Raw genomic sequence first — 15583 nt, 5'->3', positions numbered from 1 at the left:
ATTATCGTGATGCTTCGGTTAGTTATGATGCATCTAAAGCACAGTTAGAAGCAGCTGAACTTTCCTTTAGATTGGAAAGTGAGAGATATCAGCTTGGAGTATCTGATTTAGTGGCGTTTACACAGGCTAACCAAAGGTACGTACAGGCAAAAGGGGATATGGCACAAGCTAGCTATACATTGCTATTTCAGGACATACTTCTTCAATATGCAACAGGTACTCTGAGTGTAGACGATATTCCATAATTTTAACAAGTAATTAATCTGATATAACAAAATCTACTCAAATAATATCAATGGCTGCAAGACTTATTGCAGCCATTATTCTTTTACAAACGCTCTTCTTTAAATTTTCGGGCGCTGAGGAGAGTATCTATATTTTCACCAAAGTAGGTATGGAGCCATGGGGCCGCATTGGGTCTGGCATAGGAGAGTTAATCGCTGCAGTATTGTTGTTAATCCCTTCAACCATCTGGCTGGGTGCATTAATGTCCCTAGGTATTATTTCAGGGGCCATCTTATTTCATTTAACAGTGTTGGGCATTGAAGTGCAAGGTGATGGAGGGCAGCTTTTTATTTATGCGCTACTGGTTTTTGTTTGTGCATTCATTGCCTTAGTAATCCATCGAAAGCAAATTCCATATATTGGTTCATAGTTCCATGTTTAAATTTTGTTTTGTCACAACATTAAAACTTCGCACCAGAACAAACCAACAACCAAAAACTAGAATCCAACTTCTAACCCTCAACCCCCAAAAACTAGCTACTGAATACTCACTAATTGAAACTATTTAGCGAAATCCAAAAATAATTTCTAACTTTGCGCTCCCATTCGGGTGAATGGGCTTTGTTTTAATTTAAAGCAAAGGAAATTAAAATAAAATTTGCTATCTCATTGCTCTAGGGTAGCATGTATTTAAAGGGCAACATTTCATATCATGGCAAAAGAAAAAGCTAAGGCAGAAGAAGTAAAAGACGAAACTGCTAAAAAAACCACTGCTAAAAAGACAACAGCTAAGAAAACTACTAAAAAAGCTGAACCAAAAGCAGAAAAAGAAACTAAGAAAACTACTAAGAAAGCAGAGCCAAAAGCTGAAAAGGAAGAAGTAAAAGCTGAAAAAGTAGAAGCAAAGAAAGAGGAAGCTCCAGCAAAAGAAGAAAAGGCTGAAAAGGCAGCTCCTAAAAAAGAAACCAAAAAACCTGCTGAAAAGAAAGAATTCGAAACTCCTGGAGATTTTGACTGGGAAGCTTTTGAAACAAAAGGGTTTGGTGAAGGATATTCTAAATCGAAGCGTGAAGAAATGGCTTCTGTTTATGAAAACACCTTAACCACAATTGACGAAAAGCAGGTAGTTGAAGCTACAGTTGTAGGTATCAACGCAAGAGACGTAATCTTAAACATCGGCTTTAAGTCAGACGGATTAGTATCTGCTACTGAATTCAGAGATACTCCTGACATGAAAGTAGGTGATAAAGTTGAAGTTTTCATCGAAGAGCAAGAAAACGCTAACGGTCAGCTAGTTCTTTCAAGAAGAAAAGCGAAGATCGTTCAGGCTTGGGAAAACATTCAGAAAGCATTAGACGAAGATTCAGTAATTGAAGGATTCGTTAAGAGAAGAACTAAAGGTGGTTTAATCGTAGATATCTACGGTGTAGAAGCCTTCTTACCAGGTTCTCAAATAGATGTGAAGCCTATCAGAGACTTTGATGTATTTGTAGGTAAAGCAATGGAAGTGAAAGTGGTGAAAATCAACTACACTAACGATAACGTTGTTGTTTCTCACAAAGTATTGATCGAGAAAGACATCGAAAAACAAAAAGCAGAAATTCTTGAAAACCTTGAGAAAGGTCAGGTACTTGAAGGTACGATCAAGAACATGACTAACTTCGGTGTATTCATCGATCTTGGTGGTGTGGATGGTCTACTTCACATTACTGATATCTCATGGGGTAGAATCAACCACCCTGAAGAAGTACTTAACCTTGACGAAACTGTTAAGATTGTTGTGCTCGACTTCGATGAGGACAAGAAGAGAATTTCATTGGGTATGAAGCAATTGACTGAGCACCCTTGGGATTCATTAGACAAAGGAATTGATGTTGGATCTAAAGTAAAAGGTAAAATCGTAAACGTTGCAGATTACGGTGCATTCCTTGAACTTCAACCAGGTGTTGAAGGCCTGATTCACGTTTCTGAAATGTCATGGTCACAGCACTTGAGGAACCCTCAAGACTTCATCAACATTGGCGATGAGTTAGAAGCTGTTGTATTGACATTAGATAGAGAAGAAAGAAAAATGTCTCTAGGTATTAAGCAGTTAACTGAAGATCCTTGGACAAAACAGAATGTTCTTACTAAATACGCAGTGGGTACAACTCACAAAGGTGTGGTAAGAAACCTTACTAACTTTGGTTTATTCATCGAGCTTGAAGAAGGTATTGACGGACTCGTTCACGTTTCTGACCTTTCATGGACTAAAAAAATCAAGCATCCATCAGAATTTGTAAAAGTTGGAGATGAGCTTGAAGTAATGGTTCTTGAACTAGATGTTGATAACAGAAGATTGGCATTAAGCCACAAACACTTGGAAGAAAATCCTTGGGATACATTCGAAACAGTATTTACTCCGGGATCAACTCACAAGTGTACGATCATGAACATCAATGATAAAGGTGCAACTCTTGAGTTACCATACGGAATTGAAGGATTCTGCTCAGCTAAAAACTTGGCTAAAGAAGATGGTTCTAAAGGAGAAGCTGGTGAGACACTAGAATTCAAAGTATTAGAATTCTCTAAAGACGATAAGCGAATCGTTCTTTCACACAAAGCAATGTATTCTAAAGAGGAAGAAAAAGTAGAAGCTCCTAAGAAAGCTGCTGCTAAGAAATCTGCTCCGAAAGCGAAGAAAGAAGAGCAAAAATCTACTCTTGGAGATCTTGAAGCACTAAGTGCATTGAAAGATAAAATGGAGGACGCTAAGAAGCCTGCTCCTAAGAAAGCGGCTAAAAAAGCTGAAAAAGAAGAAGAAAAATCAGAAGATTAATCTTTATTGATTTTTAGATATTTCAAAGGCTGCTCTTATAAGGCAGCCTTTGTTTTTGTAAACATTTATTAATCTACCATCTATTATCACAAGAAGTAGCTACTTCTTAACTTTGCAAAAAATATAAATACCATGTATTACAATTCAATCATAGAAGCCATAGGCAACACGCCACTTGTAAAACTTAATAGTGTAAATAAAGGAATTAAAGGCACCATATTGGTAAAAGTAGAATACTTTAACCCCGGCAATTCAATGAAAGACAGAATGGCTCTAAAGATGATTGAAGATGCTGAGAAAGCAGGCTTACTGAAGCCGGGCGGAACAATTATCGAGGGAACATCAGGTAATACGGGAATGGGGTTAGCTTTGGTGGCCATTGCAAAAGGCTACAAATGTATCTTCACCCTATCTGATAAGCAGTCGCAAGAAAAAATGGATATTCTTCGTGCCATGGGTGCTGAGGTGATTGTTTGTCCAACCAACGTTACGCCTGACGATCCGCGTTCTTATTATTCAGTAGCTAAAAAGTTAAACAAAGATATTCCTAATTCTTTTTACCCAAATCAGTATGATAATACTTCAAATGCTGTTGCACACTATGAGACAACCGGCCCTGAAATTTGGGAGCAAACTGAAGGCAAAATAACACACCTTGCTGCTGGTGTAGGTACTGGCGGTTCCATGTGTGGTACAGCTAAATTTCTGAAAGAGCAGAATCCTAAAGTTTTGTCTGTAGGTATTGATAGCTACGGCTCAGTGTTTAAAAAATACAAAGAGACAGGCATTTTTGATGAGAATGAGATTTACCCATACATGACAGAAGGTATCGGTGAAGATATTCTTCCTAAAAACGTGGACTTTGATTTGATTGACACTTTCGTAAAAGTGACAGACAAAGATGCAGCGATCATGACCAGAAGGCTGGCGAGAGAAGAAGGCTTATTTGTAGGTTGGTCGTGTGGTTCTGCCGTTTATGGCGCTTTGGAATATGCCAAAGACAATCTAAAAGAAGACGATACCATGGTAATAATATTACCTGATCACGGTACCAGATATTTGGCAAAACTTTACAATGATAACTGGATGAAAGATCATGGGTTTATCGAGGCCAGGGAATACTCCTCTGCAAAAGATATTATTGAAAGAAGAAACGGTTCTGATGAGTTGTTTGTAGTTCAGCACAATATGTCGGTTGGAGATGCTATTAAAATGTTGACCAAGGAGGGGATTGATCAAATACCTGTGGTGAAAGAAAACAACTTTGTCGGAAGTGTATCCACATCAAGGTTACTAGAGCAGCTTATTGAAAACCCAGAAATAAAAGGTAATAAGGTCGAAGAAATTATGGATGATCCTATGCCGTTTGTAGCAATGGATAATACATTGGACGTACTTTCTTCAATGATAAATAAAACCAATCGTGCACTTTTGGTGAGAGATAATGCACACAAGGTTCATATTATTACACATCATGATATTCTTCAAGCGATGAGTAATTAATAATAAATAGCTTAAAAAATGGTTCTTCGGAACCATTTTTTATTTAGTTAAACACTTCTGTTTCAAAAACTTACATCGTACTACATCCATACGCTTAATTTGTAACTTTGCAGTTATGAAAAAAGTGTTTTTCTATTCCTTATTAGCAGTTGGGCTTCTAACTAAACTTAATGCCCAAACCTATAAGTTAGATAGCCTTAAACAGCAATTATCTATCACAAAAGTTGATAGTGTTAAAGTGCAATTGCTCAATGATATTGCGTTTGGCAATATTAATATCAATCCAATAGTAGCGAAAGATGATGTATTAATTGCTTACGAAAAAGCTAAACGAATAAGTTACAATCATGGGATAGCACGATCACTGGTTGTAATGGGTGGCGTATATTGGGGCTTTGGTAATTATGAGCAGGCACTGGCTCACTATCTTGATGCACTTAAAGAATATCAGAAATTGGATGATATTAAAGGCAGGTCTGACTGTCTGAATAATATTGGTGAGGTTTACAAAAAGCTGGGTGAGTATAATAACTCACTTGATTACCTAAAACATTCCCTTGCTTTAAAAGAAAAAATAACGACCGACAATGTTCCGGCATTGTCTTACAACAATCTTGGCGAGGTTTATACCCTTATGGGCGATTATGAAAAGGCGTTAGAAAACTACGATATCGCCATTGCTGCAGCAAAAAAACAAAACGACAAAAGGGTGTTAGCCTATGCCACTGATGGGTATGGCACTTTGTATCTTGCCAAGAAGGATTATTCAAAAGCGGTACCGTATTTTAATGAGGCTGCTATTTTAAGAAAATCTATGAATGATTTTAGAGGCCTGGCATATACCTATACTAATCTTGGCAGATGCTATTTTAACCAGTCTCAGTTGGATTCAGCCCTGTACTATTATAAGGCTGGAATAAGTGCTTCGAAGAAATCAAGCGCTGCGGATGTACGCGCTAATTTGTATCAGCTGATTTCGAAAGTAGATTCATTGAAAGGTGATTTTAAAGGTGCCTACTATCATTACATGCGACACGATCAGCTAAAAGACAGCATTTTTAATATTGAAAAGTCTACTCAAATTGCCAGAATGCAAGCCGAATATGAGAATGAAATTCTGAGGAAGGAGAACGAAACGAAAGAAGCACAAGTAAGTGAACGAAACACATTGATTATTGCAGTGATTATGTTATTAATATTAACACTTGCGTTAGCTAATGCATTTTATAATCAGCGTACCGTTCAGAAGAAGGCGAACAAATCGCTAAGCCAGAAAAATGAACAAATTGAAAGGCAAAATCTTGAAATTCAGACGCAGGCGATCAAATTAAGAGACTTGAATGATAATCTGGAAAACCTGAATCAAAATCTGGAAGCAAAAATCAGAAGCCGGACAGAAGAGCTTCAAAAAAGTAATAAAGAATTGGCCGATTATGCTTTCATTCATGCCCATGAACTACGGGCACCAGTTGCCAATATTTTAGGCCTTGTACAGTTACTCAGGCATGCACAAATGAACCCGAAAGACCATGACATGGTTGAACATTTATATTCAGCTACCGAACAACTTGATAAAGTAATTCAGGGGATCGTGAATAAAGAACAACAAAAGAATGCTTAAACAATAAGCACCCGCTGATAAGGAAGCTCTTTTTCTAACCCGGGAGGAGGGCCAAAATGTCTTTTAGAAAAATCATCGAGTTCGTCCTTTGTTTCTGTTGAAAGCAATTCTGCTACTTTTCCCAGCGTTTCACCACTTACCATATAAGGCATTTGGCCTAATACCATTTTATCTCCTCTGCATTGGGCAAAAATTTGATACTCATTCAGGGTATTTCGGCTTTTCCCAGTCACCAAACATTCTCCAATCCATTCTTCAGTATCTTTAGATTCTGAATTCATTAACTCCATACGCCTTTGTACATTGGCATTTTCAGCAAAGTAATTTTGAAGGTTTTGCATGGATTCATTTGACATGGCCTGCCGCATGCGCTCCGCACAATCCAGACAAATGGCATATTCGAATATCACGTCATTCGCAGAAAAGCCATCGTATTTTTTAATAGCTTTTTCAATGAAGTAATCAGTGGATTCATCCAAAAGATATTTATCGCACTCTATACAATATTCAAATTTTGTTTTTGAATCAAACGAATAAAATTCTTCCGGGATATCTATTTGGTTACTGCTGTGGAAGTTCATCAGTATTTTTCCATCACTGTTTTTGCCCATTCCATTATAACGGCCTTTTCCATATCCGTTAGCTGAGCTTCACTGTGTGTTATTGTATAACTGGTAAGTGGCATTTCACCTTCTTCCACTTCTTCGATAAACTCATCCATTTTGTGTTCTTTTTTTTCTGCAGTGTACTCGCCCCATTTTGCAAAATTCATATGCTCTCTACCTTCTTCAATATGATGAGCAATCCACCACGAAACTGGAGCAACATTAGTATACCATGGATATTTTGTTTTATACGAGTGGCAGTCATAGCACGCACGTTGCATAATGTCTTTTACTTCTGTAGGTGCATTCTCATAAACGAGTATGTCCATTTGAGGATCACTTGCTTCTGCAGATTTATCAATTCCAAAGAATTGGATTACAATTAATATAATGGCTATGGCCGCAATTATTTTTGTTGATGTTTTCATAGGTAATTAATTACACGGTAAATATATGAGAAAAATTGTTTCTAGTTTTCTTGCTTTTTTTGGTATGCCAAACTTATAACTTAACTTTTAACTTCCTTTTTTATATATAGATACAAATGACTCAAAAATTAAAAGAAATAAAGAAACTTCTCGTAGCCAATCGCAGTGAAATTGCCATCAGAATTTTCAGAGCGGCTTCAGAATTAAAAATCAGAACAGTTGCCATCTACACGTTTGAAGATCGCTATTCCCTGCATCGCTATAAAGCCGATGAAGCTTATCAAATTGGCGAAGATAATGATCCTTTAAAGCCTTATTTAGATATAGAAGAGATTATTGCCGTTGCTAAGCGTAATGACATAGATGCCATACATCCAGGATACGGATTTCTTTCAGAGAACGTAAAGTTTGCGCGCAGGTGTAAGGAGGAAGGAATTATTTTCGTTGGTCCCGAGCCTAAAGTGATGGAGCGATTGGGCGACAAGGTAGCTGCGAAGTTAGTGGCGATAGAAGCCAAAGTTCCTATTATACAAGATAGTCAGGTTGCTTTAGACAATGCTGATATAACTCTAAAAGAAGCAAAAAAAATAGGTTATCCTGTCATGTTAAAGGCAGCTGCCGGAGGCGGTGGTAGAGGTATGCGTGTGTTAAGAAGTGACGAGGAACTAAAGAAGGGCTATGAAGAGGCCAGAAACGAAGCCAAAAATGCCTTTGGTGATGATACTGTTTTCTTAGAGAAATTCATCGATCAGCCAAAGCACATTGAGGTGCAAATTATGGGTGATAACTATGGCAATCTGGTTCATTTATTTGAAAGGGATTGCTCCGTACAGCGTAGGTTTCAAAAAGTTGTGGAGGTTGCTCCTTGTATTTCTATAAAAAAGGAAACTAAAGAAAAACTCTACGAATATGCACTGGCTATTACAAAGGCAGTGAATTATAATAATGTAGGCACAGTAGAATTTCTGGTAGACCGTGATGAAAATATCTATTTCATAGAAGTTAACCCCAGAATACAGGTAGAGCATACCATTACGGAGGAAGTGACTGGTATTGATATCGTACGATCACAAATTCTTATAGCCAAAGGGTATGAGTTGGCTGACCCACGCATATTTATTAAAGGTCAGGAAGATGTGGTTTGTAATGGATATGCCATTCAGTGTAGAGTAACTACAGAAAATCCTTCAGACAACTTTAAACCCGATTACGGCACCATCATCGCCTATAGAAGCGCCAGCGGTTTTGGAATTCGTTTGGATGCAGGCAACTGTTATTCAGGGGTTACTATATCTCCGTTTTTCGACTCCTTACTGGTTAAAGTATCATCCTGGGGCAGAACATTAAAAGGTGCTTCTGAAAGACTATCAAGAGCGTTGAGTGAGTTTAGAATACGAGGTGTAGAAACCAATATCGCTTTTCTTGAAAACGTAATTACAAACCCTACTTTTTACAAGGGGGAAGCAACGGTTAATTTTATAGCAGATCATCCCGAATTGTTCAAAATGCCGCGCAGGCACAATCGTGGAACAAAGCTTTTAAACTATTTAGCGCATGTTGCTGTGAATGGCAATCCTGACGTAAAGCGTATCGATAAAAGTAAAGTACTTACAAATGCCAAAGTGCCCGAGTTTAACAGGTTATCTCATCATCCGAAAGGCTCAAAGGACAAACTGAATGAGCTGGGAAGAGATGGTTTTGTGAAATGGTTAAAAGAAGAAAAGGCCGTTCAGTTTACCGATACCACTTTTCGAGATGCGCACCAATCTTTGCTGGCAACACGAGTTAGAACATTAGATATGCTAAAAGTAGCAGAGGGCTTTTCAAAATCGCACCCTAATATCTTTAGCATGGAAGTATGGGGCGGAGCTACTTTTGACGTGTGCATGCGCTTTTTAAATGAAAGTCCGTGGGAACGTCTTGAACTACTAAGAAAAGCAATGCCCAATGTGCTTCTGCAAATGCTGTTAAGAGGCTCCAACGGTGTAGGCTACAAAGCGTATCCTGATAACCTGATTGAGCAATTTATAGAAAAGTCTTGGGAGACAGGCATTGATGTTTTCAGGATTTTCGATTCATTGAATTGGGTGGAAGCGATGAAAGTGAGCATCCGAACGGTTCGTGAGCGCACCGAAGCTTTAGCGGAGGCCTGCATCTGTTACACGGGTGATCTCTATAAACCAGATGCCAAGTATGACCTTCAGTACTATCTTGATTTAGCGCGCCAGTTAGAGGATGAGGGCGCACACATTATTGCCATTAAAGATATGGCCGGTTTACTGAAACCTGCAAGTGCTACGTTGTTAATTACAGAATTGAAAAAGGCCATTGATTTGCCTATTCATTTACATACACATGATACGGCTGGTATTCAGTGTTTAACGTATCAAAAAGCCATTGAAGCGGGTGTAGATGTTTTGGATGTTTCGCTCAGTTCAATGTCGGGCTTAACATCGCAGCCTAACTTTAATTCCCTGTTAGCTGCCCTACAGGGCCACGAACGTGAAAATATTTTTGATATAAAATCACTTAATAAATATTCCAATTATTGGGAAACTGTTAGGGAATGGTATTACCCTTTTGAATCTGGATTAAAAGCCAGCACGGCAGAAGTGTATGATCACGAAATTCCTGGAGGGCAGTATTCTAACTTACGCCCACAAGCCCGGGCACTGGGGTTGGAAGATAAATTTGATAAGATCAAAGAAAATTATGCAGATGTAAATAAGCTTTTTGGTGACCTCATCAAAGTAACACCCTCTTCAAAAGTAGTAGGTGATATGGCGCTATACCTTACTTCTAATGATTTAACAACTCAGGATGTACTAGAAAGAGGAAACACCTTGTCTTTTCCAGAATCAGTGGTGAGTTTGTTTAAAGGTGAGTTAGGACAACCGTATAAAGGGTTTCCGAAGGAGCTTCAGAAAATAATTCTTAAAGGTGAAAAACCCTTTACGGATAGACCCAATGCGCATTTAAAACCTGTAGATTTCAAGAAGGAATTTACTGAATTCCAAAAGAAGTTTGATGAATACTGTGATGAGTTGGACTTCTTATCCTATAAATTGTACCCCAAGGTTTTTGAGGAATTTTATGCCAGATGGCAGGAGTATGGCGAGTTATGGCGTTTACCTACCAGGGCGTTTTTCTATGGCTTAAAAAACAACGAAGAAATATTTGTGGAGATAGGAAAGGGTAAAGCTATCATTATTAAAAAGCTGTATGCTTCAAAGCCTGATGAAGATGGCTTGTGCAATGTTTATTTTGAGATGAATGGGCAGGCACGGGTAATACAGGTAAAAGACTTAAGTTATAAATCCACCAAAGTCACCAATGTTAAAGTTTCAACAGACAAGCATGTGGGAGCACCTTTGCAAGGCAGGTTAGCCGAAGTAAAAGTGAAGGCCGGGGATAAGGTAAAAGAAAACCAGCCATTGTTTGTGATAGAGGCTATGAAGATGGAGACGAGTATTAGTGCGCCTACTTCTGGTAAAGTGGCAAAAGTGTATTTGAATGCTGGGGATATGGTGGAGCAAGATGACTTGGTGATAGAGATAGAGTAAATCGTTAAAATTAATTTCATCCTCTTTTTTGTGTTTAAAAGGCCAACTGATATTTGTGTATGAATAAGTCTATAACACATGGTTATTGCCATTTTACATTATTACTCTCACTAAGAAGATTTTAATGCGCTGTAGTTTCATATTTTCGGTCGTGCTTATATTAGGTGTTTTGCAATTGAAGGCACTTCCTAAAGTGTTAAATCCTAATGATGAGCGTATTAACCTAAATTCATCGTTACAATATTTTCGATCGGCAGATAAAAACTTGACTTTTGAGCAGGCATTACGCAGGGCAGATGCCGGTTTGTTTACCTCCAACGATAGTAATAACCCTATTAATTTTGGGTATGATTCCAGTGACTTTTGGTTCTATACAGAATTTCAGGTTAAAGAGAGTGGGCAGTACGCTTTGAATTTGCCTTATCCTTATCATCAATATCTTGACCTATATATTGATTCTGGAGAAGGTTGGAATTCTTATAAAACAGGAAATCTACGACCCTTTCATACAAGAGGAGAGTTAGAACCAGAAAATTTTGCATGGACTTTTTATTTTAATGATTCCACTAATAACAGATTGTTGATTCATGTGAAATCCCGGTCACCAATTATTTTATCTGCTGAGTTATCAACACCTGAAGAATATGTAACGAATACCAACAAAACCAACGTGATGTACGGTATATTTTTCGGCATTCTGATGGTGATGGTAATCTATAATTTTTTCTTGTACTTAATAATTAGGGATAAGACCTATATCTACTACATTATTCTCGTTTTGGCAAATATTGCCGTTTTTGCTTCCGTTTCTGGTTATGCTTTTCACTATATATATCCAGATTCCCCAGAGGTTAATTACTATATCCGTGAGCTATTTATTACGATATTAATTATACCTACATCGTTATTCGCCATATCGTTTCTTGACCTTAAGAAATATAGTATGGTTATGTATTATGTGCTCACTTTCATGATAGTCTTTGCCATCATTATATCTGTATTAATTTGCTTTGGGGTAGTTTTTGGCTTTTCATCTTTCATAATCTCTATTCATGCACCATTATTATTAGCGATCGGAATTTTGGTAAGGATTAGAGGGAACATCAATGCCAACTTTTATATCATCGCCTGGAGCGGCTATTTGATTGGTGGCACGGCAATGACATTGCGCAATAGTGGAGTGCTTCCAGCGATTTTTTTTACTGATCATGGAGCTGAGATAGGTGCCATATTAGATGTCTTTTTGTTGGCTCTGGCACTGGCTTATAAATACAAACAAATAAGAAATGAGCGTTCTCAATTGCAAAAAGAAAACATTCAATTGATTGAAAAACAGAATGTGCTCTTAGAACAGAAAGTGAAGGAACGAACGCAATTGTTGGATTCAACACTACAGGTTTTAAAAAAGCAGCATGATGATCTAAGCAATGAATCAACAGAAATTAACTCTAGCATTAATTATGCTTTAACAATACAGGAAAAAATGTTCCCAAAAAAAGCCGATATGACCCAAGAGTTTAGAGATGTAGTTCTTTTTAAAAGAGCTAAGCAGACAGTTTCCGGGGATTTCGTGTTTTTTGAAAATCTTGATGATTATATCATTATTGCATTGGCCGATTGTACCGGACATGGTGTTCCGGGCGCACTGCTTAGTATGGCAGCTTATAATTTGTTTTACGATGCTGTACATATTGAAAAACTTACAAAGCCGGCATCGATTTTAGCTTTTCTAGAAATGCAAATTAATGTAAGGTTGAATCAATCAGATAACGCATTAAAAGAGGGGATGGAAACAGCTGTTTGCGTGCTGGATAAAAGAAGGCGCATATTGAAGTTTGCTGGTGCTCAAAGGCCTATACTAATTGTAAACAACGGTACTTCAAAGTTGATAAAAGGCTCAAAAAAGGCAATTGGAGGCCATTTTCAGCGTAGTGGTGAAGAGTTTAAAGATCATTACATTGATGTAACCAGAGACTTAGTATTTTATTTGTATTCGGATGGTTTTCAAGATCAGTTTGGGGGAATAGAAGATAAAAAGTATATGTCTAAACGGCTAGTAAACCTGTTAACAGAAAATGCCGCACGTACTAGTGACGATCAGGAGAAAATTATTGGTTCTGAATTAGATGATTGGAAAGGAGATAGGGAACAAATAGATGACATATTAATTCTGGGAGTTAAGGTGTAAGTCTCTCAAGTTCATAAAACAGCATAAAAAAGGGGCTGTCTCAAAAGGGTCAGCCTCTTTTTTGTCCAAAATTCTTTTGTTTCGATTATTCAACTCTGTGAGTATCTTGAACATTGTAGTGATTTTGACTATTTTAGTTCATTCTAAGTCTCTTGAAAGGACTTACTCACCTAATCTTTTTTTTAACCAACTTATATTTTGCTTTCTTGTTTAGTCAAGGACTTATGAGACACCTTCTTCCTTTTTAAATCCTCACTGGTTTATAAGCCTAGAGATTTTACAAATGCCTCATCATTCGGTTCTCTTCCTAAAAAGTTCTTGAGCATCTGCATTTCATCAACAGTAGAGCCTTTAGATAAAATATGCTCACGATATGCTTGGCCCACTTTCGGGTTTAAAATGCCTTCTTCTTCAAATTTAGAGAACATATCCTGCGCATAAACCAACGACCACATATAGCCATAATAACTTGAGCCATAGCCATTCAAATGGCCAAATGAAGCTTCAGGGTGTGTGCCTGGAATAGAGTTTAAAACGGTATTTTCCTTGTACAGTCTATGCCATAAGTCACCTGTATCTTCTTCTTCAGTAAATTTATAACCATCATATAAGGTCATGTCGTAAATTCCGTAATGAACCTGTCCAAGGGCAGAAATGCCACTATTAACATTTTTGGCGGCCAGCATCTTGTTAAAAAGCGCTTCCGGTAGCAATTCTCCCGTCTCATAATGCTTGGCAAATAGACTTAGGGATTCATAGTCCCACACCCAGTTTTCAAATATTTGTGAAGGAGCCTCCACGAAATCTCTTGCCACTTGTGTACCTGCCTGAGAGCTTAATTCTGTCTTTGAGAACATATTGTGTAGCACATGACCAAATTCATGGAAAAACGTCTCAGCAGTTCCATGAGGTAGTAAGGCAGGTTTATCTTCGGTTGGTTCAGGGAAGTTACATACTAAAGTTGCCACTGGATATTGATAAGTGTCGCCCATATTTTTCGACCTCACCATCGGGAAACAAGCAGCATGACCGTATTTGTTAGGTCTTGGATGTAAATCCAGATAAAACCGACCGATTACTTTTCCATTGTCTAGCACTTCATAGGCTGTTACATCTTCATGCCAGACAGGAACATCAACCTTTTTGTATGTTACATTAAACAGTTTCTGAGTGATGGCAAACAAACCTTCTTTTACATTTTCGAGCTCAAAATACTCCTTCACTTTTTCTGAGTCCACTCCGTAGTTTTGATTAAGCATCTTATCGGACAAATAACCATTTTCCCATGGCGTTATTTCGGAGCTATCCATGCCCATGGAATGTTTAAAGACCTTCAATTCTTTCAAGTCTATTTCTGCTTTTGGTCTTACCTTATCGCGTAACGATTTTTCGAAGTCCCAAACAGTTTCTGGAGTTTGGGCCATTCTGTCAGCAAGAATGTAGGCTGAATAGGTGTCATACCCAAGCATATTGGCCATTTCTGTTCTTTTATTCACAAGGTCTCTAAGCACTTCCAGATTAGTATCTGCGGCTCTGTTGGCAAATTTAATTGCTAGTTGCCTTCTTACTTCTTCATTTTCTGCAAGCTTAAATACCGGGCCAACATCCGGGTAGGACATGCCTATTTTGTATGTACCATCTTCTTGCAATCGGCTTTTCTTGTAATCGTCTGGTAGTCCCTTTAATTCGGCCTCACTAACAAAAAGAAAGTCCTGATGCTTAGCAATGTTGGTGTTAAACGCATTACCCGTTTCAGAAATTTCATTCAGTTTATCTTTCAATAGTTGTCGTTCTTCAACCGCAAGTGCAAATCCATTCCTTTCAAACTGTTCTAATGTTTCAACTAAAAACTTCTTTTTATACCCTTGTAGCGATTGTGCATCTTTCGTAGTTGAGTAAGCCTTCACAGCATTGTACAAATCTTCATTAAGACCTATATCATTAAATAGCTTACTAAGTTCAGTTCTTTTGGCAATCGCCATTTCTCTAATTGTAGAATCGGGGTGGGTTGAACCAATTAAATAAATAGGAGAAAATACATTAGATAAAAGGTTAGAAAAATTATCTAATGCGAGTAATGTGTTATTGAAAGTTCTGTCACCATCCGGAACACTCGCAATTTGTTGTATGTATTCGTCTTTTTTATCCACCAATAGTTGTGCCGCCTGTTCAATATCCGTGGCTGTGATTGTATTAAAAGGGATAGGTTCATTAGTTTCTGCAAACAAAGGGTTATCAGGCAATTGAATAGCAATAGGCTCCGATGCCCGGTTACAACCTATTGCAATCGAAAATAGGAACGCACAATAAATAAGATTTTTCATTATGGTAGACGGTTTAATACACATTCTACCAAAGTTACTAATTCAATTAACTTGTGCCGCTATTATTATTTTAGAGGTATTTAACTGTGATCAACGATGAGTTTCTGCATAACTAAAAAGATGCATACCTTATACATTTCGTGTTACTTCCTGTATTTTATAAAGTTTTACTTCTAAGTCTTAAAGCATTTCCAATAACAGAAACGGAGCTAAAACTCATGGCCAATGAGGCAATCATGGGTGAAAGTAAAATTCCAAAAACAGGGAACAGTACACCTGCAGCTATTGGTACACCTATGGTATTATAG

General features: G+C 37.8%; 10 protein-coding genes. 7 read left to right on the top strand and 3 right to left on the bottom strand.

All coding sequences use genetic code 11. From position 1 onward, the window contains the following. The 5 genes from RLO81_RS08670 to RLO81_RS08650 all read left to right on the top strand — a co-directional run. On the top strand, nucleotides 1–245 hold a 245-nt coding region (locus RLO81_RS08670), incomplete at its 5' end, for a TolC family protein (RefSeq protein ID WP_350110129.1). Nucleotides 246–295: 50 nt separating this feature from the next. Continuing rightward, nucleotides 296–655: a DoxX family protein gene (locus RLO81_RS08665; RefSeq protein ID WP_350110127.1), complete on the top strand. Its 360-nt coding sequence runs from the start codon at nucleotides 296–298 to the stop codon at nucleotides 653–655. A gap of 282 nt (nucleotides 656–937) precedes the next feature. After that, nucleotides 938–3043 carry a 30S ribosomal protein S1 gene (gene rpsA, locus RLO81_RS08660; RefSeq protein ID WP_350110124.1) on the top strand — a complete coding sequence of 702 codons (2106 nt, stop codon included), beginning with the start codon at nucleotides 938–940 and terminating at the stop codon, nucleotides 3041–3043. A gap of 132 nt (nucleotides 3044–3175) precedes the next feature. Continuing rightward, nucleotides 3176–4546 carry a cystathionine beta-synthase gene (locus RLO81_RS08655; protein WP_350110121.1) on the top strand — a complete coding sequence of 457 codons (1371 nt, stop codon included), beginning with the start codon at nucleotides 3176–3178 and terminating at the stop codon, nucleotides 4544–4546. 115 nt (nucleotides 4547–4661) lie between these two features. Beyond that, complete coding sequence (locus RLO81_RS08650) at nucleotides 4662–6167, top strand: tetratricopeptide repeat protein (RefSeq protein ID WP_350110118.1); 1506 nt, start codon at nucleotides 4662–4664, stop codon at nucleotides 6165–6167. Here the strand turns inward: RLO81_RS08650 and RLO81_RS08645 are convergent. Both RLO81_RS08645 and RLO81_RS08640 read right to left on the bottom strand, forming a co-directional pair. After that, entirely contained in the window at nucleotides 6164–6778 is a 615-nt protein-coding gene (locus RLO81_RS08645) for a hypothetical protein (protein ID WP_350110115.1), read from the bottom strand. The genes RLO81_RS08650 and RLO81_RS08645 overlap by 4 nt on opposite strands. Beyond that, nucleotides 6748–7200 (bottom strand): heme-binding domain-containing protein, encoded by a 453-nt coding sequence (locus RLO81_RS08640; RefSeq protein ID WP_350110112.1) that lies wholly within the window; start codon nucleotides 7198–7200, stop codon nucleotides 6748–6750. The genes RLO81_RS08645 and RLO81_RS08640 overlap by 31 nt, the downstream gene beginning before the upstream one ends. Nucleotides 7201–7316: 116 nt before the next feature. Here RLO81_RS08640 and RLO81_RS08635 point away from each other — a divergent pair, with 116 nt between their 5' ends. Then, the gene (locus RLO81_RS08635; protein WP_350110109.1) at nucleotides 7317–10763 is read left to right on the top strand and encodes a pyruvate carboxylase; all 3447 of its coding nucleotides are present in this window, start codon (nucleotides 7317–7319) and stop codon (nucleotides 10761–10763) included. 151 nt (nucleotides 10764–10914) lie between these two features. Then, entirely contained in the window at nucleotides 10915–12951 is a 2037-nt protein-coding gene (locus RLO81_RS08630; RefSeq protein WP_350110106.1) for a 7TM diverse intracellular signaling domain-containing protein, read from the top strand. A gap of 260 nt (nucleotides 12952–13211) precedes the next feature. Here RLO81_RS08630 and RLO81_RS08625 read toward each other — a convergent pair whose 3' ends face one another. Further along, complete coding sequence (locus RLO81_RS08625; RefSeq protein ID WP_350110103.1) at nucleotides 13212–15275, bottom strand: M3 family metallopeptidase; 2064 nt, start codon at nucleotides 15273–15275, stop codon at nucleotides 13212–13214. Nucleotides 15276–15583: the final 308 nt, after the last annotated feature.

Origin of the sequence: Fulvivirga sp. (assembly GCF_040220315.1) — a bacterium.
In the GTDB taxonomy this organism is placed as follows: Bacteria; Bacteroidota; Bacteroidia; order Cytophagales; family Cyclobacteriaceae; genus Fulvivirga.
This window is presented reverse-complemented; position numbering and strand designations above follow the sequence as displayed.

Coding starts and splice junctions, on each gene's coding strand:
- RLO81_RS08665 (WP_350110127.1), top strand. CDS start 296: ATGGCTGCAAGACTTATTGCAGCCATTATTCTTTTACAAACGCTCTTC.
- rpsA (WP_350110124.1), top strand. CDS start 938: ATGGCAAAAGAAAAAGCTAAGGCAGAAGAAGTAAAAGACGAAACTGCT.
- RLO81_RS08655 (WP_350110121.1), top strand. CDS start 3,176: ATGTATTACAATTCAATCATAGAAGCCATAGGCAACACGCCACTTGTA.
- RLO81_RS08650 (WP_350110118.1), top strand. CDS start 4,662: ATGAAAAAAGTGTTTTTCTATTCCTTATTAGCAGTTGGGCTTCTAACT.
- RLO81_RS08645 (WP_350110115.1), bottom strand. CDS start 6,778: ATGGGCAAAAACAGTGATGGAAAAATACTGATGAACTTCCACAGCAGT.
- RLO81_RS08640 (WP_350110112.1), bottom strand. CDS start 7,200: ATGAAAACATCAACAAAAATAATTGCGGCCATAGCCATTATATTAATT.
- RLO81_RS08635 (WP_350110109.1), top strand. CDS start 7,317: ATGACTCAAAAATTAAAAGAAATAAAGAAACTTCTCGTAGCCAATCGC.
- RLO81_RS08625 (WP_350110103.1), bottom strand. CDS start 15,275: ATGAAAAATCTTATTTATTGTGCGTTCCTATTTTCGATTGCAATAGGT.